Origin of the sequence: Comamonas antarctica, from assembly GCF_013363755.1 — a bacterium.
Classification (GTDB): Bacteria; Pseudomonadota; Gammaproteobacteria; order Burkholderiales; family Burkholderiaceae_C; genus Comamonas; species Comamonas antarctica.
The window spans coordinates 3,751,311-3,771,391 of sequence record NZ_CP054840.1 but is presented as its reverse complement, the minus strand read 5'-3'; the positions used below and the strand labels follow the sequence as shown (position 1 = coordinate 3,771,391).

The window sequence follows — 20,081 nt, the reverse complement described above, 5'->3', positions numbered from 1 at the left end:
AACCTCAGGACGCCGCCGGCTGCACCGCGGCCTTGCGCGCGAATTCGGCGCGCAGCTGGCGCAGCTTCTCGCGCGGGTCTTCGCGCATGGTGGATTGGTCCAGCCCCATTTCCTTGATGAAGCGGCTGGGCATGGCGGCCACCATCTCGCGGCCCTTCTTGCGGCGCTTGGTCCAGCTCACGGCCAGGCTGCGCTGGGCGCGCGTGATACCCACGTACATCAGCCGACGCTCTTCCTGCAGCCGCTGCGCGGTCTCGTCGCTGACCTTTTGCTGGCGGCCGTTGTCGTCGTCGAGCTTGAACGGCAGCATGCCTTCGGTCACGCCGACCAGCATCACATGCGGCCACTCCAGGCCCTTGGAGGCGTGCAGCGTCGACAGGATCACCATGTCCTGCTCCTTCTCGCGCTCGCTGATGGTCGACAGCAGCGCGATGGTCTGCGAGACCTCGAGCAGGCTTTTCTTCTCGCTGGTGATGGTGCTGCCGCTGGTGTCGTCGACCTGGCCGCCGGCGCGCTGCGCCATCCAGTCGCAGAACTCGAGCACATTGCTCCAGCGCGCTGCGGCCACGGTCTCGCTGTCCTCGCTGTCGTAGATATGCTGCTCGTAGTTGATTTCCTTGAGCCAGTCGGCCAGGAAGGCGCGCGAATCCTCGGCGCCCAGCGTGTGGCGCGCGCGGTATTCGAGGTCGTTCACATAGCGGCCGAACTCCATGACGCTGTCATGCGCCTTGGTCGGCAGCACGGCGGGCAGCATGTGGCTGAACAGCGAGCCGAACATGCTGAGCTTGTGCTGGGTCGAGAACTCGCCGAGCTTGCCCAGCGTCGTGTGGCCGATGCCGCGCTTGGGCGAGGTGACGGCGCGCAGGAAGGCCGGGTCGTCGTCGTTGTTGATCCACAGCCGGAACCAGGCGCACAGGTCCTTGACTTCGGCGCGGTCGAAAAAGCTCGTGCCGCCCGAGACCTTGTAGGGAATATTGGCCTTGCGCAAGGCCTTCTCGAAGGGCTTGGCCTGGTGGTTGGCGCGGTACAGGATGGCGAAATCCTTCCAGTCCGGCGGCGGGTTGCTGGCCGCGCGCAGGCCCTGGATGCGTGCCACGGCGCGCTCGGCCTCGTGCTCCTCGGAGTCGGCATCGACCACGCGCACCGGCTCGCCCTCGCCGAGTTCGGAGAACAGCGTCTTGGGAAACAGCTTCGGGTTGGGCTGGATCACATTGTTGGCCGCGCGCAGGATGGCGCTGGTCGAGCGGTAGTTCTGCTCGAGCTTGATCACCTTGAGCTGCGGGTAATCGAGCGGCAGCTTCTTCAGGTTGTCGAGCGTCGCGCCGCGCCAGCCGTAGATCGACTGGTCGTCGTCGCCCACGGCGGTGATGTGGCCGCGCGCGCCGATCAGCAGCTTGAGCAGCTCGTACTGCGTGGCATTGGTGTCCTGGTATTCGTCGACCAGCACATGGCCCAGCTGGTTCTGCCACTTCTCGCGCACCTGGGGGTGGTCGCGCAGCAGGCGCAGCGGCATGCCGATCAGGTCGTCGAAGTCCACGCTCTGGTAGGCCGTGAGGCGCTCCTCGTAGCGCGCCATCAGCAGCGCGATGCTGCGCTCGTTGTCGTCCTGGGCCATGGCCAGCGCTTCGCGGCTGTCATAGCCCATGTTCTTCCACTTGCTGATGGTCCACTGCCACTGGCGCGCGGTGGCGACATCGGTCGTGCCGCCGGCCGCATCCTTGAGGATGCCGACCACATCGTCGGCGTCCAGGATGCTGAACTGCGGCTTGAGGCCCAGCGCCTGGCCGTCCTCGCGCACCATCTTCACGCCCAGCGCGTGGAAGGTGCAGATCAGCACGTCCTTGGCCGCCTTGCCGATCAGGCCCTTGGCGCGCTCGCGCATTTCCGCCGCGGCCTTGTTGGTGAAGGTGATGGCGGCAATGCGCCTGGGATGCAGCCCGGTCTCGATCAGCCGGCCGATCTTGTGCGTGATCACGCGCGTCTTGCCCGAACCCGCGCCCGCAAGCACCAGGCACGGGCCTTCGGTGTAATGGACCGCTTGAAGCTGGGCGAGATTGAGACCGGCAGACATAGACAGGGGAGGAAACAGGCAGTTGGAGGAAAACACACAGGCGCGCGCACGTGCTGCGGGCAGCACGCATGATACTGGCCTGGCATGCCCATTGGTGTTGCACTGCAACATGCCGGGAATGTAGGCTGGCATGTCACAGACGTAACTCTCCGTGCCAAACTCGTCGCCTTTGGTGGAAGGGTCTGCCCGTCCGCCGTTTCTTCCTCTCGTTGCCCTTGCCATGCTGTCCGTACTGCTGGTCACATCCCCGTTCTTCGCGCTGGTGCTGTGTGGCTTTCTCGCCACCCGGCGCGGCATCCTGCCGCTGTCGGCGATTGGCGGGCTCAACAGCTTCGTGCTTTATTTCGCGCTGCCCTGCATGCTCTACCGCTTTGGCGCGCGCACGCCGATCGGCCAGCTGCTCGACCCGGCCGTGGGCGGCGTCTATCTGTGCAGCGCGCTGGTGCTGGTGGCAGCGGTGGTGGTGCTCACGCGCCGGCGCCTGGGCTGGAACGATGCGGCCTTCGGCGCGCTGGTGGCGGCCTTTCCCAACACCGGCTTCATGGGCGTGCCGCTGCTGGTGGCGCTGCTGGGCGCGCATGCCGCGGGCCCGGTGATCCTGACCATGGCGGTGGACATGCTGATCACCACTTCGCTGTGCATCGCGCTGTCGCGGCTGGGCCTGCCCGGCGGCGCGGGGGTGGCGCTGCGCAACGCGCTCAAGGGCATGGCCGCCAATCCCATGCCCTGGGCCATGGCGCTGGGTGCGCTGGCTTCCTGGGCGCAATGGACGCTGCCCGCGCCGGTCGACAAGACGCTGGCCATGCTCGCCGATGCGGCCTCGCCGGTGGCGCTGTTCACCATTGGCGCGGTGCTCGCGCGCTCACAGATGAGCGCGGGCGAGCAGGTGCCGCTGCGCGACTATGTGCCGGTGGCACTGGCCAAGCTGCTGGTCCATCCGCTGCTGGTCTGGCTCACCGGCCGCGCGGCCATCGCGCTGGGCGTGCCGCTATCGGAGCAGGCGCTGGTGGTGCTGGTGCTGCTGTCGGCGCTGCCCAGCGCCAGCAACGTCGCGCTGCTGACCGAACGCTTCGGCGCCCATGGCGGGCGCGTGGCGCGCATCATCCTGGTCAGCACGGCGCTGGCGTTCGTGACGTTTTCCGGGGCCGTGGCGCTGATGGCGGCTGAGTAAAGGGGCTCCCGGTTCGTGGCGAGCCTGCCTGCGCGGCCCGGTCGAACCATGAACGGTGCTTCCCCGTTCGTGGTGAGCCTGCCTGCGCGGCCCGGTCGAACCATGAACGGCCTGCACTCACGTTGTGAGCAAAGCCGTTCGCCCTTGGCTCAGGTCGGCTGCGCATGCCTGGGACCAACGGGGTACCTGAGAGGTCAATACTCCCAGAAGATCCGCTGCAACTCGCGCGTGTCGCGCGTCTGTGTCAGCGCCACCGCCGCCAGCAGCCGCGCCTTCTGCGGATTCAGGTCGTGCGCCACGACCCAATCGTATTTGTCATCGGGCTGCTCGGCGTTGCGCAGCACGAAGCCGCCGGGAATGCGCGAGCTGCGGATGATGACCACGCCCTTGCCGCGCAGGTCGTTGAGCCGGGGGACGATGCGGTCGGGCACCGAGCCGTTGCCCGTGCCCGCATGGATGATGGCCTGCACGCCGGCCGTGCCGAGCGCATCGACGGCGGTGCTGGGCACGTTGGCATAGCTGTAGACGATGTCCACGGGCGGCAGCGCCTGGATGCGGTCGATGCTGAACTCGCTGGCGCTGGTATGGCGCTTGACCGGTGCGCGGAACCACCAGGTCTTGCCTTCGACCACCATGCCCAGCGGACCCCAGGGGCTGGCGAAGGCACTGGTGCGGATATTGGTCAGCTTGGCGACGTCGCGGGCGGTATGGATCTCGTCGGCCATGCTGACCAGCACGCCCTTGCGCGCGGACTCGGGGCTGGCCGCCACGGCCACCGCGCCCAGCAGGTTGAGCGCGCCATCGGCCGACAGCGCCGTGCCCGGGCGCATGGAGCCGACCAGCACCACCGGCTTGTCGGTCTGCACCACGAGGTTCAGGAAGAAGCCGGTTTCCTCCATCGTGTCCGTGCCGTGGGTGATGACGATGCCCTGCACGTCGGGCTGGCGCACCAGCGCCTGCACGCGCCGTGCCAGCGTCAGCAGCTGCTGGTTGGTGAAGCTCTCCGATGCGATCTGGAACACCTGCTCGCCCGATACGCGCGCGACCTTGCCGAGTTCGGGCAGGCCGGTGAGCAGTTGCTCGACCGGCACCTTGGCCGCCTGGTAGGTGGCGCTGCTGGCGGCCGAAGCGCCGGCGCCGGCAATGGTGCCGCCCGTGGCCAGCACCACCACATGCGGCAGCGTGCCCGATGCCGCGGGTGCCGCGGATGCCGCGGATGCCGCGGGCGCGGCGGCCAGCACGGGCGCCGGCGGCGGCGCCGCCTGGGCCGCCAGGTCCCTGGAGGGTTGGGTGCTGCAGGCGGCAAGGGCCAATGCGCCGGCGCAAACGGCCAGGCGCCAGAGAGGGCGGATCGATGGTTTCATTCTTGTGGCTCCAGTCAGGCCGGCTCGCCAGGCGGGGGCCCCGCGCTGCGCCGGCCAGGAGCCGACGATGCACTGCCACCCGGGCGCTGGCAATCACCCGACCCTGGTGACAACAGGCCCTTGACTGCGAAGATTCAGATCGCTAAAGGATCGACATCAACCAGCCAGCGCACCAGCGGGCGGTGCTGGGGCTGGGCGCGCAGCTGGTGCAGCAGCGGCTGCCAGGCATGCAGGAAGCGCTGCAGCGCCATGCGGTCCAGGCTTTCCAGCAGCATCTGCGCGCGTTCCACGTTGGCCACGCGCTGGATGGTCATGGGAATCGGCGGGAACAGGAAGACCTCGTCGAGTCCGGGCAACCCGGCCTCGCGCGCGGCCTGGCACGCGGCATGCAGGAAGGCCTGGGCATCTTCCTGGGTGCGCGCATCGGCGCGCACCAGCGCCTGGTAGGCAAACGGCGGCATGCCCGCGTCCGCGCGCTCCTGCAGCTGCTGCGCGGCAAAGGCCGGGTAGTCGTGGCTGCGCAGCGCGCTGAACACCGCGTGCTGCGGGTCGCGGGTCTGGATCCACATCTCGGCGCGGCTGCCCTGGGCCTGCAGGTAGGCGGCATCGCGCCCGGCCCGGCCCGCGGCCTGCATCAGCAGGCAGAACAGGCGTTCGGCGGCGCGGTAGTCGCTGGAAAACAGCGCGTTGTCGGGCTGCACCGCCGCGACCAGCGTGATGCGCCGGAAGTCGTGTCCCTTGGCGACCATCTGCGTGCCCACCAGCACGTCGATGTCGCCCGCGTGCATCTGCGCGAGCTGCTCCTCGAGCGCGCCCTTGGCCCGGGTGGTGTCGGCATCGATGCGCGCCACGCGCGCCGGTGCATGGTCGGGCCGCTGCACGTTGCGCAGCAGGCGCACCAACTCCTCTTCGAGCTGCTCGGTGCCCTTGCCCAGCGGCAGGATGTCGGGGTTGCCGCAGGACGGGCAGGCGGGCGGCACGCGCTGGGTGAAGCCGCAGTGGTGGCAGCGCAGCGTGCGGTCGCCCTTGTGGAACACCTGGTGCGCACTGCAATGCGGGCAGTCGCTTTTCCACTCGCAGTCGGCGCAGTAGAGCACGGGTGCGAAGCCGCGCCGGTTGAGCAGCACCAGGCTTTGCTCGCCGCGCTGCACGCGCTCGGTGATCGCCGCCAGCAGCGGCGGGGAGAACACCGCGCGCCGCGGCTGCTGGGTCATGTCGACCAGCCGCACCCGGGGCAGTTCGGCGGCGCCGATGCGGCTGGGCATGTGCAGGCGCAGGTAGCGCCCGCCCGGGTCCTGCGCCGTGGCCGGCCGGCTTGCATGCCAGCTTTCAAACGACGGCGTGGCGCTGCCCAGGATCACCTGCGCAGCCTGGGCGCGCCCGCGCCAGATCGCCAGGTCGCGGGCCGAATAGCGTGCGCCCTCCTGCTGCTTGTAGCTCGCATCGTGTTCCTCGTCGACCACGATCACCTGCAGGCCCGGCAGGCTGGCGAACACCGCCATGCGCGTGCCCAGCACGATGCGCGCCTGGCCGGTGTGCGCGGCGAGCCAGCTCTTGAGCCGCTGCGGGCCGGTCATGCCGCTGTGCATGCTGACCACGGCGCCCGCGCCGTACTGCGGCGCAAAGCGCTCGACAAAACGGGCTTCGAGCTGCGGCGTCAGGTTGATCTCGGGCACCATCACCAGCGCCTGGGCGGCGGGGTCGGCGTCCAGCGCGGCCTGCACGCAGCGCAGATAGACCTCGGTCTTGCCGCTGCCGGTGCTGCCGTAGAGCAGAAAAGGACGCTCTGCCGCCCCGGCCGCGATCTGCGCCACCACCTGCTCCTGCTCGGCGCTCAAGGCCACCAGGGCCGGCGCCGCGTCCGCGGCGGCGGCCTTTGCCGCGGCCTTGGCGGCCTTGAGGCGCCGCGCCAGCTGCTCGGGCGTGAGCTCGCGAAGTTGCGGCGGCAGCGCGGCCATGGCGATCTCCCCGATGCTGCGCTGGTAATAGCGCGCGGCAAACGCCACCAGCCGGCGCCACGCATCGGGCAGCGGGGCGATGCCATCGAGCACGCCGGCAATGGGGCGCAATTGCAGCGCTGCCTGCGCGTGCGGCGCTTCGTCCGCGGCGGGCTCATCCCAGACCACGCCCAGCACCTCCCGCTTGCCCAGCGGCACGCGCACCAGCGTGCCCGGCGCCAGGCGCGTTTCGGCGGCGTAGGTCAGCAGATGGCCGACGGCGCTATGGGCCGGCATCTGCAAGGCAATCTGGACGGGAAACAGGGCGGTCATGGCAAGGTCGACGCGACGCAGGAAAGGGCGGGGAAGCGCAGAGTGCGTGGCTTCGCGTTTTCTACTGGTTTCTGTGGATAACTTTGTGGGAATTGTCGGGGCTTGCAGCTGCGGGAAAGCTTTTGCCCTCCTGCGGCACAGATTCTCCCGTCCCGTGCATATTTTGCGAGGCTATATAAAACAAGGGTTTGCAATTGAAATGCCGGGCTGCCAGGACGGAGGTCCCGACATTTGCAGAGGCCTGGGAAAGCCTGCAGCCATGTGCATAAGTCGGAACGCGCTTTGCTGTCAAGCAGCCGAATACCTCGGTTTTTCGGCTGTCCACAGGCCTGCCGCGCAGAAAAATCTCAACAAACCGCCGCAAGTCATTGATTTCAGGGTTGATTTGAAAGTTGTTGGCGATTCTGTGGATAACTTTGTGCAAAAGCAATGGAGGCAAAGCCGCCACATGGGATGACAAGCGCCCGGTTCTGTGCTCGGTGTCCTCCTGGCTTCTGAAAAATCTCTTTGAGAATCAACGAGTTGGCGCTGTCTTACAAGAAGGGCGAGTGGCACTGCGGCGCCGCTTTGCACCGCCGCAGTGCACGCCGGCATGCACTTTTGCTGTGCATAACTGGCATGGGGCCAAGGTGGGTACTTGCTCACTGGCCCTGCTGCAGCAAGGCGCGCCGGCAGACGGCGGCCGCACGCTTGCCCGATCAGCGCTGGCGCAGCGCGCGCGAGTGGCTGTGCACCGTTTCCACCAGCGCCGCCACATTTTCGGGCGGCGTGAACTGGCTGATGCCATGGCCCAGGTTGAAGATGTGCGTGGGGCCCGTGGTGCTGCGGTCGGTATGCGGCGTGCCAAAGCTGTCGAGCACGGCACGCGCCTGGGCCGCGACCTGTTCGGGCGGCGCAAACAGCACATTCGGGTCGATATTGCCCTGCAGCGCCTTGCCGGGGCCGCCAGCTTGGCCGCCGACGATGGCGCGTGCCCTGCCCAGGTTGGCAGTCCAGTCGAGGCCCAGCACTTCGCAGTCCAGCTCCTTCATCTCGGTGAGCCAGATGCCGCCGCCCTTGGTGAAGACGATGCGCGGCACGTCGGTGCCATCCACGCCGGTGCGCTTGAGTTGGGACAGCACGCGGCGTGTGTAGGCGAGGCTGAATTCCTGGAAGCAGCCATCGGCCAGCACGCCGCCCCAGCTGTCGAAGATCATCACCGCCTGGGCGCCCGCATCGATCTGCGCGTTGAGGTAGGCGGCCACGCTGTCGGCATTGACTGCCAGGATGCGGTGCATCAGGTCGGGGCGCGCATACATCAGGCTCTTGACCAGGCGGTAATCGTCGCTGCCCTTGCCTTCGACCATATAGCAGGCCAGCGTCCAGGGGCTGCCCGAGAAGCCGATCAAGGGCACGCGGCCATCGAGCGCGCGGCGGATCGAGGTCACGGCGTTGAACACGTAGCCGAGCTTGTCCATGTCGGGCACCGCGAGTTCGGCCACGGCGGCCTCGTCGCGCACCACCTTGGCGAAACGCGGGCCTTCTCCGGCCTCGAAGCTCAGGCCCAGGCCCATCGCGTCGGGAATGGTCAGGATGTCGCTGAACAGGATGGCGGCATCGAGCGGAAAGCGCTCGAGCGGCTGCAGCGTGACTTCGGTGGCGTAGTCCACATTGGTGGCCAGGCCCATGAAGCTGCCGGCCTGGGCGCGCGTGGCCTTGTATTCCGGCAGGTAGCGGCCGGCCTGGCGCATGAGCCACAGCGGCGTGTAATCGGTGGCCTGGCGGCGGCAAGCGCGCAGGAAAGTGTCGTTTTGGAGGGGGGCAAAAGACATGGGCTCACTCACATAGGACTTGGCCGCAGCGCGTCGCCCGCCGCAACGGCTCATGCGGCGGCAGCGCCGGCGTCTGGCCAGGATCATGCCTGGTCAGGCAGTCAACAGGGGATTCGGGCAATCGAGCAGTTTAACGGATCGCGGATTTCGCAGCGCTTGCCTGGGACGCGCCAGCCTGCAGGCCGCGGCGCGGCCTTGCGGCAAAATGGTCCGGTCCTTGCGTCTTCAACCACTGCCTGGGGGCTTGAAATGGAAATGTTCGCAGCGCTGCCGCAAACGCTCAACGTGCCGGCCTTCCAGAGCTTCACGCTGGCGATCCTGCTGTTCTTCATCGGGCAGAAGGTCAGCCAGCACTCGACGCTGCTGCGGCGCTACAGCATTCCCGAGCCGGTGGTCGGCGGTTTCCTGTGCGCCTGCGTGGTGGGCGCGGCCTACCTCGCGTTGGGAGTGCGCATCGCATTCGATCTCGACGTGCGCGAGATGCTGCTGCTGTATTTCTTTGCCGCCATCGGGCTCAAATCGGATCTGCGTACCTTGCGCGACGGCGGCCGGCCGGTGCTGTGGCTGCTGGGCCTGGCCTCGGTCTTCATCCTGCTGCAGAACCTGCTGGGCATGGGCGTGGCGGGCCTGTTCGGCCTCGATCCACGCGCCGGCCTGATGACCGGCTCGATCTCGCTGACCGGCGGCATCGGCACCACGCTGGCCTGGGGGCCGGAGTTCGTCACGCGCCTGGGCATCTCCAACGCGGTCGAGCTGGGCATGGCCAGCAACATGGTGGGCTTGTTCGTGGCCTGCACCATCGGCGGGCCCGTGGCCAGCTACCTGATGCGCCGGCATGGGCTGAACGGCGGTGTGGGCACGCTCGACGTGGGCGTCAAAGCCGAGCAGGCCAGCGTCCCGCTGGATTACATGGGCGTGCTGCGCGCGCTGCTCTGGCTCAATCTGGCATTGATGCTGGGCGAAGTGATCACGCCGCTGTTCCACCAGGCCGGGCTGCAGTTGCCGATGTTCGTCGGCTGCCTGCTGTCGGGCATGCTGCTGCGCAACCTGCTGGGCCGCTGGATGGTCGGCGGCCCCGGCAACAGCCAGTACTGGCAAGGCATCCGCCAGGGCCTGGCGCTGATTTCCGATATCTGCCTGGGACTGTTCCTGACCATGGCGCTGATGGGCGTGCAGCTGTGGATGCTGAACGGCGTGCTGGGTTTCGTGCTCTCGGTGCTGGTGCTGCAGGTGGCGCTCACGGTGGCCTTCACGCTGTGGGTGGTGTTCCGCTGCATGGGCAGCGACTACGAGGCGGCCGTGATCTGTGCGGGTTTCGGCGGCATCGCGCTGGGCTCGACGGCCACGGCCATGGCCAACATGACCGCGGTCACGCAACGCCATGGCGCGGCCCACCGGGCCTTCATCGTGATGCCGCTGGTCTGCGGGTTCTTCATCGATATCGTCAATGCGCTGGTCATCCAGTGGATGCTCCGCTGAGCCACGCCGCGGCCTGCGACACGCAACTGTCATCGCACCATCACGTTCCTGTCATCTCGCGGGCCAAGAATGCGTAGCGTGAGCCGGGACTGAAAAAAAGGGGAGTGACGCGGTTACCCGTCACCCACCCGATCCCTCCCGGTATCACGCCAATTCACTGCAGCGCGACAGGGAGGATGTATGGACGACAACCTGCAAGCCATGCCGGCCGGAGACTGGGCATCGACCCTTTCGGCCTATGTTCCCCCGCCGCTTCCCGCGCTGCTGCGCCCCCGTACCGAGCCACGCTCGCCCACACGGCTGGTCGTGCAGTGGGCGCGCCACCAGGACGAAGTGCGCGCCGCCCAGCGCCTGCGCCACCAGGTGTTCGTGCAGGAGATGGGCGCGCGCCTGCCGGCGCCGCTGGCAGGCCACGACATCGACCATTTCGACGACTACTGCGAGCATCTGCTGGTGCGCGATCCGGCCAGCGATGCCGTGATCGGCACCTACCGGCTGCTGACGCCTGCCGAAGCGCGGCGCGCGGGCGGCCTGTATTCGGACAACGAGTTCGACCTCGCGCCCATCGCGGCCTGGCGCCCGCGGCTCGTGGAACTGGGCCGCAGCTGCGTGCATGCCGACTGGCGCAACGGCGCGACGATCCTGGCGCTGTGGGGCGCGCTCGCCGAATTCATGCAGCGCAACCGGCTCGAAGCCATGCTGGGCTGCGCCAGCATGCCGATGTACCACCCGGGCCTGGCCTATGGCGAGGGCGCGGCGAACATCTGGCAGCAGTTGCGCACGCGCTACCTGGCCGCGCCGGAAATGCAGGTCCAGCCCTATACCGCGCTGCCGCTGCCGGCAGAAGGCCGCGGCACGCCGGGCGCCGCCGATGTGCAGGCGCCGGCATTGATCCAGGGCTATCTGCGCATGGGCGCCAAGCTGCTGGGCGCGCCGGCCTGGGACCCGGATTTCCAGACCGCCGACCTGCCGCTGATGGCGCGCATCGAGGACCTGCCGGCGCGCTACCGCCGTGCGCGCGACTGAGACCTCATTCCTCGTCGGCTTCTTCCGGACGCGTGAACAGCAGCCCCAGTGCCGACAGGCTCAGCAGGAAGACGACGAACATGTAGAGCGCGGTGGCCAGTGCCAGGCTGATGCTGAAGATCCATTGCCAGGTATTGCAGATGTTGCCCGCGCCGTACATCGCATGGCATTGCTCGACATGCGGCATGTGCAGGTACCAGGCCACGGCCCACAGCGAGAGCGCGCCGACCAGCAGCACGCCGCGCCAGCCCGAGCGCGTGGACACCAGCGCCACCAGGGCAATCGAGACCGCCGTGCCCCACACCAGCATCAGCGACCAGCTCACGCCCGGCCAGCGCGCCAGCAGCTCCTGGAATCCGGCCAGCTTGGGCAGGCGGTCGAACGCGTCCAGCAGGTCCCAGACCATGGGCAGCAGCGCGCCGGTGACCGCCAGGCAGGCCACGAGCAGCGCCAGCAGGCCATAGCGCCAGCGCCGCGAGAGACGCGGTTTGGCGCCAAGCGCGGCATCGTGGTTCGGGGGGGAAGGGTGGCGCACTGCAGCGGTCATGAAAACCTCCTTGTGGACAACGCCGGAACCCCTCCGGCGCACTGCAGCAGGCTGCAGCGTGCCTTCAGTCTAGGCCGCCTGTCCGTTGTGCGCCAGTAGGCCGGCGCTGACGCCGCGGCCCGGTGCAGCGGTCGCGGCCATGCCGGCGGGGGTAAGTCCCTACAGTGTCTGCAGCGCCGCGTGCACTTCGGCCGGCGACAGCAGCTCGGTCATGACCTGCGGCGGCTTGCCCGGCGCATAGAGCACGTAGACCGGCACGCCGCTGCGGCCCAGCGCGGCCAGCGCGGCCGTGATCGCCGGGTCGCGCCGCGTCCAGTCGGCGCGCAGCAGCGCCACGCCGCGCGCGGCAAAGTCGGCGCGGACTTCATCGCGGTTGAGCGTGGTGTGCTTGTTGACCTGGCAGGTCACGCACCAGGCAGCGGTGAAATCGACGAAGACCGGCGTGCCCGCTGCCGTGAGGCTGGCCACGCGTTCGGCCGACCAGGGCTGCCAGTCGCCGGCGACGGCCGCCTGCGGGCTTTCGGCGGCCGCGGCGCGCGTGATGTGCGGGCCGATGGCGCTGCCGAGCCACAGCGTGCCCAGCAGCATCAGGCCGCCCAGCAGCCAGCGGGTCTTGCCGGCCAGCGTGAGCGCCCAGACCAGCGCGCTGAGCGCCACCAGCAGCACCAGCAGCGCGCCCGCGCCATCGATGCCGCTTTGCTGGCCCAGCACCCAGACCAGCCACGCCACCGTGGCAAACATCGGAAACGCCATCGCGTGGCGGAAGGTTTTCATCCAGGCACCGGGCCGCGGCAGCCAGCGCACCAGCGCCGGCACCCAGCTGGCCAGCACATAGGGCAGCGCCATGCCCACCCCGAGCGCCGCGAACACCGTCAGCGCCTGCGCGGCCGGCATGTCGATGGCCAGGCCCAGGGAGGCGCCCATGAACGGCGCGGTGCAGGGCGAGGCAATCGCCACGGCCAGCACGCCCGAGAGAAAGGACTCGGCCACGGGATGGCGCAGCTGGGCGCCGGCCCAGCGCTGCGGCAGCATGCGGCCGAACTCGAACATGCCGGCCAGGTTCAGCCCGAGCAGCGTGAACAGCGCCGCCATGGCCGCGACCAGGCCGGGCGACTGCAGCTGGAAACCCCAGCCCAGCTGTTGGCCGGCCGCGCGCAGCGCGAGCAGCAGGCCGCCCAGCGCCAGGAACGACAGCAACACGCCGGCGCCATAGGCCAGGCCGTTCAGGCGCTGCAGGCGCTGGTTCTGGCCATGGCGCGCAAAGCCGACGATCTTGATGGCCAGCACCGGGAACACACAGGGCATGAGGTTGAGGATCAAGCCGCCCAGCAGCCCGCCCAGCAGCGCGAACCAGAGGCTGGCGCTGCCCGGTGCGGGCGCCGCGGCCGGCGCCTGCTGCGCATTGGCGGCCAGGGCCGCGGCCAGCGCCGGCGAGACGCCGGCCACGGGCACGCTGTCCCAGCGGCCCTCGACCTTGGCCACGCTGCGCCAGCCCACCGGGCCATCGCCCTGCGCCGCCGCCGGTGCGACCACCAGCGGCAGTTCGGCGGGCGTTTCGCCACGCATGGCCGACAGCGGCCAGTCGGCGGTCCAGGCGGTGCCGTCCCAGGCCTGGGTCCAGCCGCTGCCGGGCAGGGCCGCGTGCTCCAGCACTTCGGGGGTCTCGGGAAACAGCGCCAGGTCCTGGCCCCGCAGCGCCGCGGGCAGGCCTTCGATGCGCAGCTGCAGCCGCTCGCCCGCCACCTTGGCCGTGCTTTGGCCTTCGAAGGCCACGGGTTGGCGCGCCTGTGCCCGTGCAAATGCTTCGGCATGCAGCGCCGTGGCGCTGCGCACCGGCAGCTGCAGCGTGAAGTTGCCTTCCTCGGGAATGCATTCGACCCGGCAGACCAGCCAGCTTGCATGCAGGCGGATGGTCAGCGTGTCGCCGTCCGGCGCCTGGAAGTCCGAAGCGACCTGGACCGGCACCGGCAGCAGCAGCCGGTCTTCGTAGCCATAGTTGGCCAGCGGTCCGACGCGGATGATCTTGGGCAGCGGCCAGGCAATCGCGCCGGCTTCAAGCCCGGCGGGCAGCTGCCACTCGAGCTGTGTCGGCAGGCCCGAGTCGCCCGGGTTCTTCCAGTAGGTATGCCATTCGGGCTGGTGGGTGATGGACAGTCCGAGCCACAGCGGCTGGCCGGGCGCGACGCCCTCGGGCGCATGCGCCACGAGTTCGGCGCGCACGCGCTCGGTGGTGACGACGGCGCCCGGGCCGCCCAGGCCGCGCAGCTGCAGCGCGCCGGCCTGGGCATGGGTGTCCCGGGCCGCGCCCAGCAGAAGCAGGGCCAGGGCCAGCAGCCAGGCGAAGGCCGGGAAACGGAAGTGGAATCGGTGGTTCATGGTCGCAAGGTGGGAGCCCGGCGCATGCGGTTTGGTTCCGCGCCCGGCCTTGCGATGGTAACGCGCAGGTATCAGCGCGCCGGAGCCAGCCCTGGCGCGAGTTCGGGCGCCGGCTCGGGCGCCTGGGACTGGCAGCAGACCGGCGACGGCGGCAGCGCGCCGACTTCGGCCGGCGTGGCCAGCTGGTCTTCGGCGGGCTCGAGCATGTGCGCCTGGCGCCATTTCCCCCAGCGGTAGTAGCCCATCGACATCAGCATCGCGCAGGCCGCGCTGATGGGAAAACTCCACCAGATCGCGTCCACGCCCCACAGCGGCTGCAGCCACTGCGCCACGGGCAGGCGCACGCCCCACAGCGCGATGCCCAGGATCACCAGCGGCGCCACCACCGCGCCGGTGGAGCGCACCACGCCCGAGAGCACGAAGGTCACGCCGAAGAACAGGAAGGAGCCGATGGCGATGTGGTTCAGGTGGCGCGCGGTCTCGAGCGCCGGGCTGCCATCGGGCAGGAACAGCGACAGCACGTAGCGGTCGGCGGCCACCGCGATCAGGATCAGCGTGCCGGTCATCAGCACATTGCACAGCACGCCCGCGCGTGCCGTGGCATCGACACGCGCCCACAGCCTGGCGCCGACGTTCTGCGCGGCCATCGACGAACAGGCCGCGCCGATGGCCATGGCCGGCATCTGCACATAGGTCCAGAGCTGCAGCGAGGCGCCATAGGCCGAGGACAGCTGCACGCCGTGGCTGTTGACCATGCCCATCAGCATCAGCATGGCCATCGAGATCATCACCATCTGCGCGCCCATGGGCAGGCCCTTGACGATCAGCGCGCGCAGGATGCGGGTGTCGGGCGCGAACAGCCGCAGTTCGGCCGAGCCTATCCACAGCGGGTGGCTGCGCCAGCGCAGCCAGCCCAGCAGCGCCGCAAAGCCGATGCAATGCGCGACCAGCGTGGCCATGGCCGAGCCGCTGATGCCCATGCGCGGCACCGGCCCCCAGCCGAAGATGAACAGCGGGTTGAGCGCGGTGTCGAGCAGCACCACCAGCAGCAGGAAATAGAACGGCGTGCGCGTGTCGCCCGCGCCGCGCATCACGGCCGAGACGAAGGCAAACAAATACAGCAGCGGAATCGCCAGGAAGATCACGCGCAGATAGGCCTCGGCCAGCGGCTGGGCCTCGGCCGGCGTGCCCAGCCAGATCAGGATCTGCGCCGAGAACCACCAGCCCAGCGCCGCGATGCCGACCGATGCCGCGCCGAACAGCGTGGCGCTGGTGCCGATCACGCGCTTGGCCTGGGGCAGGTCGCGCGCGCCCATCGACTGGGCCACGAGGATGGTGGCGGCCATGCCGATGCCGAACACCAGCCCGATCAGCGCGAACAGCACGTTGTTGGCGTTGGCCGTGGCGGTGATCGCCGCCTCGCCCAGGAAGCGCCCGACCCAGATCGCATTGATCGAGCCGTTGAGCGATTGCAGCACGTTGCCGGCAAGAATGGGCAGGGAGAAAACCAGCAGGGTCTTGCCGATCGGGCCCTGGGTCAGGTCACGGGTGGTTGAGGATGCCATGCCGCATTGTGCGAGCTTCAACCCGGCTGCGCTGTCAGCCATCTGCACTACCATGGCGGGCATGTCTCCGACTTCCCCCGCATCCCCGCCCCGCTGGCCGTCGCGCTGGTGGGCCCAGGCCTCCGCGCGCGACTTTGCCGCGGCGCAGTCCAACGGGCTGGCCGCCGACACCGTGGCGCTGCTGCCGGTGGCGGCCATCGAGCAGCATGGCCCGCACCTGCCGCTGTCCGTCGACGCGACGCTCGCGCGCGGCGTGCTCGATGCGGCGCTGGCGCTGCTGCCACCCGAGCTGCCGCTGCTGTGCCTGCCGCCGCAGGACATCGGCCTGAGCATGGAGCACACCGCCTACGCGGGCACGCTCACGCTGGAACCTGCGACGCTGATCGCGCTGTGGACCGAGATCGGCGCCTGCGTGGCGCGCGCCGGCGTGCGCAAGCTGCTGCTGTTCAACGGCCATGGCGGCCAGGTCAGCGCGATGGACATCGTGGCGCGCGAGCTGCGCGTCAAGCACCGGCTGCTGGTCTACAGCTGCAGCTGGTTCGGACTGGTGGATGAAGCCGCGAACCAGCAGTTCTGCGCGCACGAGCACCGTTTCGGCATCCATGGCGGCGAGGTCGAGACTTCGATGATGCTGCATCTTGCGCCCGAAACCGTGCAGATGGCGCAGGCGCGCAACTTCCCATCGACCTCCGAAGAGCGCGCGCGCCAATACGCGCTGCTGGGCAACGGACGCAGCGCCAAGATGGGCTGGGCGATCCAGGACTACAACCCGGCGGGGGCCGTGGGCAATGCGGTCGCGGCCACCGCGGAACGCGGGGCGGCGATGGTCGCAGCTTCGGCCAGAGGGCTGGCGCAGCTGCTGCAGGAGATCCATGCGCTGCCGGGGTCAACGGTGGTTGACGAAGCCCGGCCTTATTGAGAGTCGATTTCCTCCAGGTGGATCTGCTCCACCTGCCAGTGGTGCAGGCATTCGCGCAGCACCAGCAGCGCCGCGGCCCACAGCGGCTCCTGGGGCAGCAGCGCATCGGGCGCGCCGGCGCGTTCGGCCTGGCGTGCCAGATGGTCGAACAGCTGCTCCACCGCTTCGCGCGTGAGCACTTCCCGGGCTCCGGCCACGCGCGCGATGTCGTGCAGCAGCGCGTCGTGGGTCTGCAGCCGCACCGGCCGCGGCAGCCAGGCGCTGGCGGGCATGACCGCGTCTTCGACTTCCTCTATGCCCACTTCCAGCGCGAGCGCATCGGGCATGCGGTTCTTGAATCGGCCATGCACCAGCGTCTGCAGGCCCAGCGGCAGGTCGTAGCGTTCGTCCTCGCAGAGCGCGAGCCAGCCTTCGAGCTCGCCCAGGTGCAGGGTCACGCAGGGAATGGATGTGGCAGCCATGCCACTTTGTACCCCAGCCTGGCTCAGGCGTGCGTCACCCAGCTGCGATGGGCTTCGCTGTCGAGGTGATTCAAGGTATTGAAGGTCTGCAGCATCAGCCGCTTGGGACTGATGCTGAATTCGGTCACGGCGCTGTTGCGCAGGCGCATGTTGAGCGCGATGGTGGCTTCGGGCGAGGTGCCCAGCACCTGGCCGATGGCGGTGGCGATCGGGCCGCCGCTGCTGACCAGCAGCACGTTGTGGCCCGCGTGCTGCTGGCGTACCTGCTCGAGCGCGGCCTGGATGCCGGCCGAGAAATCGTTCCAGCTGGGCATGCCCTGCGGGCTGATCACGCCGGCCATCCACTGCGCGAGCGCGTCGCAGAGCATGCGGAAATGCTGGCGGTAGAGCTCGGGCGTGTCGGCGCGCGGCAGCGGCTGCGGGTGGATTGCGGCCAGCAGCGCATGGCTGTCGTATTCATTGAGGCCGGGCAGCGTCGTGACCGGCGCCGTGAGGCCTTCGAGGCCTTCGCCGATGCCGTCGAGCGTCTGGTTGTGCCGGCGCAGGCTGCCGACCAGCACCGCGTCGAACACCATGCCGCGCTCGCGCCAATACTCGCCCAGGCGCCGCGCCTGCTCGTGGCCGCGCGCGCTGAGCTGGTCGTAATCGTCGGCGCCAAACGAGGCCTGGCCGTGGCGCACAAGGTAGAGGGTTCCCATGGGCGCGATTGTGGGCAGGCGCCCACTGCGTGCAAGTCACGCAAGCGACCGGGCCGGCGGCCCGTGTCACCTGAGGGACCGGTAAGCGCTACAGCAGCACGCTGCCGCGGATGCAACCCACCGTGTGCCCGCCGATCCACAGCTGCCCCTGCGCATCGGCCGATACATGCACCCAGCCGTCGCGGCCCAGGCAGCTGCCCTGGTTGGCGGCATAGGGTGCTTGCAGCCGGCCCTCGGCAATGAGCCATTGCGCCAGGCTGGCGTTGAGGCTGCCCGTGACCGGGTCTTCATTGACGCCCGTGGCCGCGGCAAACGCGCGCACCTCGAGCTGCACCGCGGGCCGTGCGGCAGAGGTCCCCTGGGCGAACGCGCGCGCCTCGCGGCTGGATCGCCGCACCAGCGCCGGCATGTGCTCGGCCGGATAGAGCGCGGCGACACCGACCTTCTGCTTCAGCGCCTTGAGGCGCGCGTGGTCGGGGTCGAGCAGCAGCACGGTTTCGGGGCTGTCGAGCAGCAGGCCCAGCCACTGCGGGCCGTTGTCCAAATGCTCGGCGGCCAGCACCTGTTCGGGGCGCAGCGACAGCGCTTCGAGCACACCGGCCAGCAGCGCCGGTTCGGGCGCAGTTCGGGCCAGCGCCGGCGCGGCAAACGCCAGCCTGCCGTCCTGGCGCGCAATCGTCACCAGCCCCTTTTTGCATTCCTGCACGATGTGCTGCGCCGACTGCGGCTGGCCGCCATGCTCCAGCCAGGCGTGGCAGCTGCCCAGCGTCGGGTGGCCCGCAAACGGCAGCTCGCCGCCGGGCGTGAAGATGCGCAGCTGGTAGTCGGCGCCCCGGGCGCGTGCGGCCGCGCTGGGCGGCAGCACGAAGGTGGTCTCGGACAGCTGGGTCCATGACGCGAATGCCTGCATGGCCGCGTCGTCGAGTCCCGCGCCATCGAGCACCACCGCCACCGGATTGCCGCGCAGCGCCACCTGCGTGAACACATCGACCTGCGCGAACGCGCGGCTGCGCGGCGCGGGCATCACGCGCCGGCGAGCGTGCTGCGGATGGCGTCGGCCAGCGCCGCGATCGCGGTGTTGATCTCGTCGCTCGAGGCCGTCACATAGGACAGGCGCAGCGTGCGCGGATCGGCGTTGTCGGCATAGAACGGCGCGCCCGGCACGAAGGCCACCTTGCGCTCGACGGCCGCGGCCAGCAGGTTCTGGGCGTTCATGCCCTCGGGCAGCGTGACCCACAGGAACATGCCGCCGACGGGGCGCGTCCACTGGACGTCCAGGCCGGCCATTTCGCGCTCGAGCGCGGCCAGCATGGTGTCGCGCTGGGCCTTGTAGAGCGTGCGGATGGTGGGCACATGGCGGTCGAGGAAACCGTCCTTGATGACTTCCGACACCACGCGCTGGTTGAAGCCCGGCGTGTGCAGGTCGGCGGCCTGCTTGGCCTGCAGGAACTTGGAGTAGACCGCGGCGGGCGCGACCAGGTAGCCCAGGCGCAGGCCCGGCGCCAGCACCTTGGAGAACGAGCCCATGTAGACCACGCCCTCGGGGTTGCGCGCGGCCAGCGGCAGCGGAGGTTCCTCGTCGAACCATAGGTCGCCGTAGGGGTTGTCCTCGATCAGCGGGATGTTCAGCTCGGCGGCCTTCGCGACCAGCGCCGCGCGGCGCGCCTCGCTCATGGTGCGGCCCGTGGGGTTCTGGAAGTTGGGCAGCACGTAGGCCAGGCGCGCCTTGTCGGCGCCGGTGCCGGCCTTGGCCGCGAAGTCGTCGATGACGATGCCTTCATCGTCGCTGGCCACGCTCACCGCCACCGGCTCCTGCGGCGCGAAGGCCTGCAGCGCGCCCAGGTAGGTGGGGGTCTCGACCAGCATGCGGCTGTCCTTGTCCAGGAACACCTTGCCGATCAGGTCCAGGGCCTGCTGCGAGCCGGTGGTGATCAGCACCTGGTCGGGGTTGACATCCCAGGGCAGCAGGTCGGCCACCGCCTGGCGCAGCGGCGCGAAGCCTTCGCTGGTGGAGTACTGCAGGGCGCTGGCGCCGTCGCGCGCCATCACGGTGGCGCAGGCTTCGGTGAACGCGTTCAGCGGAAAGGCCTTGGGCGAAGGCAGGCCGCCGGCCAGGCTGATGATGCCGGGGCGGTCGGTGAGCTTCAGGATCTCGCGGATTGCAGAAGGATTCATCTTGGCCGCACGCGCCGCCAGGGTCCAATTCGTCATAACTATCTCTCTGTCTTTGCTAAAACCGGCATTGGGGAATGCGATTGGGATCGGGGCACGCCGTCGTGGGGCATGTGCTGGCGAGGGGGGCAAGGCTTCGGGCTCGGCGTAA

At 69.2% G+C, this 20,081-nt stretch carries 15 protein-coding genes; 4 read left to right on the top strand and 11 right to left on the bottom strand.

From position 1 onward, the window contains the following. Window positions 1-4: 4 nt before the first annotated feature. A complete protein-coding gene (locus HUK68_RS17515; protein WP_175505342.1) occupies window positions 5-2,071 on the bottom strand; it encodes an ATP-dependent helicase in 2,067 nt (688 codons plus the stop codon). Between the two features lie 220 nt (window positions 2,072-2,291). On the opposite strand from HUK68_RS17515, the gene HUK68_RS17510 reads away from it, so the two are divergent. Continuing rightward, window positions 2,292-3,242 carry an AEC family transporter gene (locus HUK68_RS17510; protein ID WP_175505341.1) on the top strand — a complete coding sequence of 317 codons (951 nt, stop codon included), beginning with the start codon at window positions 2,292-2,294 and terminating at the stop codon, window positions 3,240-3,242. Between the two features lie 194 nt (window positions 3,243-3,436). On the opposite strand, the gene HUK68_RS17505 is transcribed toward HUK68_RS17510, so the two are convergent. The 3 genes from HUK68_RS17505 to hemE form a co-directional block, all read right to left on the bottom strand. Beyond that, window positions 3,437-4,606 (bottom strand): asparaginase, encoded by a 1,170-nt coding sequence (locus tag HUK68_RS17505; protein WP_175505340.1) that lies wholly within the window; start codon window positions 4,604-4,606, stop codon window positions 3,437-3,439. 134 nt (window positions 4,607-4,740) lie between these two features. Then, on the bottom strand, window positions 4,741-6,876 hold the full coding sequence (priA, locus tag HUK68_RS17500; RefSeq protein WP_175505339.1) for a replication restart helicase PriA: 2,136 nt from the start codon (window positions 6,874-6,876) through the stop codon (window positions 4,741-4,743). Between the two features lie 698 nt (window positions 6,877-7,574). Beyond that, window positions 7,575-8,687 (bottom strand): uroporphyrinogen decarboxylase, encoded by a 1,113-nt coding sequence (gene hemE / locus HUK68_RS17495; protein ID WP_175505338.1) that lies wholly within the window; start codon window positions 8,685-8,687, stop codon window positions 7,575-7,577. A gap of 249 nt (window positions 8,688-8,936) precedes the next feature. Between hemE and gltS the strand changes: the two genes are divergently transcribed. Both gltS and HUK68_RS17485 read left to right on the top strand, forming a co-directional pair. Beyond that, window positions 8,937-10,166: a sodium/glutamate symporter gene (gltS, locus tag HUK68_RS17490; RefSeq protein ID WP_244146200.1), complete on the top strand. Its 1,230-nt coding sequence runs from the start codon at window positions 8,937-8,939 to the stop codon at window positions 10,164-10,166. A 201-nt stretch (window positions 10,167-10,367) separates the two neighbouring features. Beyond that, entirely contained in the window at window positions 10,368-11,192 is an 825-nt protein-coding gene (locus HUK68_RS17485; protein WP_175505887.1) for a GNAT family N-acetyltransferase, read from the top strand. Window positions 11,193-11,196: 4 nt separating this feature from the next. On the opposite strand, the gene HUK68_RS17480 is transcribed toward HUK68_RS17485, so the two are convergent. From HUK68_RS17480 to HUK68_RS17470, 3 genes are all read right to left on the bottom strand, one after another. Next, window positions 11,197-11,739 carry a hypothetical protein gene (locus HUK68_RS17480; protein WP_175505337.1) on the bottom strand — a complete coding sequence of 181 codons (543 nt, stop codon included), beginning with the start codon at window positions 11,737-11,739 and terminating at the stop codon, window positions 11,197-11,199. Between the two features lie 159 nt (window positions 11,740-11,898). Beyond that, window positions 11,899-14,115, bottom strand: coding sequence for a protein-disulfide reductase DsbD family protein (locus HUK68_RS17475; RefSeq protein WP_175505336.1), 2,217 nt, complete (start codon window positions 14,113-14,115; stop codon window positions 11,899-11,901). Between the two features lie 71 nt (window positions 14,116-14,186). Next, window positions 14,187-15,680 carry an MATE family efflux transporter gene (locus tag HUK68_RS17470; RefSeq protein WP_244146199.1) on the bottom strand — a complete coding sequence of 498 codons (1,494 nt, stop codon included), beginning with the start codon at window positions 15,678-15,680 and terminating at the stop codon, window positions 14,187-14,189. A 52-nt stretch (window positions 15,681-15,732) separates the two neighbouring features. On the opposite strand from HUK68_RS17470, the gene HUK68_RS17465 reads away from it, so the two are divergent. Further along, on the top strand, window positions 15,733-16,599 hold the full coding sequence (locus HUK68_RS17465; RefSeq protein ID WP_175505335.1) for a creatininase family protein: 867 nt from the start codon (window positions 15,733-15,735) through the stop codon (window positions 16,597-16,599). Here the strand turns inward: HUK68_RS17465 and HUK68_RS17460 are convergent. The 4 genes from HUK68_RS17460 to HUK68_RS17445 all read right to left on the bottom strand — a co-directional run bounded on the left by HUK68_RS17460 (window position 16,593) and on the right by HUK68_RS17445 (window position 19,969). Then, window positions 16,593-17,060, bottom strand: a complete 468-nt coding sequence (locus HUK68_RS17460; protein ID WP_244146198.1) for a hypothetical protein — start codon at window positions 17,058-17,060, stop codon at window positions 16,593-16,595. The two genes, HUK68_RS17465 and HUK68_RS17460, sit on opposite strands and share 7 nt — an antisense overlap. Before the next feature lie 23 nt (window positions 17,061-17,083). Further along, entirely contained in the window at window positions 17,084-17,758 is a 675-nt protein-coding gene (locus HUK68_RS17455) for a histidine phosphatase family protein (protein ID WP_175505334.1), read from the bottom strand. A gap of 88 nt (window positions 17,759-17,846) precedes the next feature. Then, the gene (locus tag HUK68_RS17450; RefSeq protein ID WP_175505333.1) at window positions 17,847-18,782 is read right to left on the bottom strand and encodes a PhzF family phenazine biosynthesis protein; all 936 of its coding nucleotides are present in this window, start codon (window positions 18,780-18,782) and stop codon (window positions 17,847-17,849) included. Further along, a complete protein-coding gene (locus HUK68_RS17445) occupies window positions 18,782-19,969 on the bottom strand; it encodes an aminotransferase-like domain-containing protein (protein WP_175505332.1) in 1,188 nt (395 codons plus the stop codon). The genes HUK68_RS17450 and HUK68_RS17445 overlap by 1 nt, the downstream gene beginning before the upstream one ends. Window positions 19,970-20,081: the final 112 nt, after the last annotated feature.

Bases quoted from the DNA above. Each gene is read 5' to 3' on its own strand.
- HUK68_RS17515 (WP_175505342.1), bottom strand. From the start codon at position 2,071: ATGTCTGCCGGTCTCAATCTCGCCCAGCTTCAAGCGGTCCATTACACC.
- HUK68_RS17510 (WP_175505341.1), top strand. From the start codon at position 2,292: ATGCTGTCCGTACTGCTGGTCACATCCCCGTTCTTCGCGCTGGTGCTG.
- HUK68_RS17505 (WP_175505340.1), bottom strand. From the start codon at position 4,606: ATGAAACCATCGATCCGCCCTCTCTGGCGCCTGGCCGTTTGCGCCGGC.
- priA (WP_175505339.1), bottom strand. From the start codon at position 6,876: ATGACCGCCCTGTTTCCCGTCCAGATTGCCTTGCAGATGCCGGCCCAT.
- hemE (WP_175505338.1), bottom strand. From the start codon at position 8,687: ATGTCTTTTGCCCCCCTCCAAAACGACACTTTCCTGCGCGCTTGCCGC.
- gltS (WP_244146200.1), top strand. From the start codon at position 8,937: ATGGAAATGTTCGCAGCGCTGCCGCAAACGCTCAACGTGCCGGCCTTC.
- HUK68_RS17485 (WP_175505887.1), top strand. From the start codon at position 10,368: ATGCCGGCCGGAGACTGGGCATCGACCCTTTCGGCCTATGTTCCCCCG.
- HUK68_RS17480 (WP_175505337.1), bottom strand. From the start codon at position 11,739: ATGACCGCTGCAGTGCGCCACCCTTCCCCCCCGAACCACGATGCCGCG.
- HUK68_RS17475 (WP_175505336.1), bottom strand. From the start codon at position 14,115: ATGAACCACCGATTCCACTTCCGTTTCCCGGCCTTCGCCTGGCTGCTG.
- HUK68_RS17470 (WP_244146199.1), bottom strand. From the start codon at position 15,680: ATGGCATCCTCAACCACCCGTGACCTGACCCAGGGCCCGATCGGCAAG.
- HUK68_RS17465 (WP_175505335.1), top strand. From the start codon at position 15,733: ATGGCGGGCATGTCTCCGACTTCCCCCGCATCCCCGCCCCGCTGGCCG.
- HUK68_RS17460 (WP_244146198.1), bottom strand. From the start codon at position 17,060: ATGGCTGCCACATCCATTCCCTGCGTGACCCTGCACCTGGGCGAGCTC.
- HUK68_RS17455 (WP_175505334.1), bottom strand. From the start codon at position 17,758: ATGGGAACCCTCTACCTTGTGCGCCACGGCCAGGCCTCGTTTGGCGCC.
- HUK68_RS17450 (WP_175505333.1), bottom strand. From the start codon at position 18,782: ATGCCCGCGCCGCGCAGCCGCGCGTTCGCGCAGGTCGATGTGTTCACG.
- HUK68_RS17445 (WP_175505332.1), bottom strand. From the start codon at position 19,969: ATGACGAATTGGACCCTGGCGGCGCGTGCGGCCAAGATGAATCCTTCT.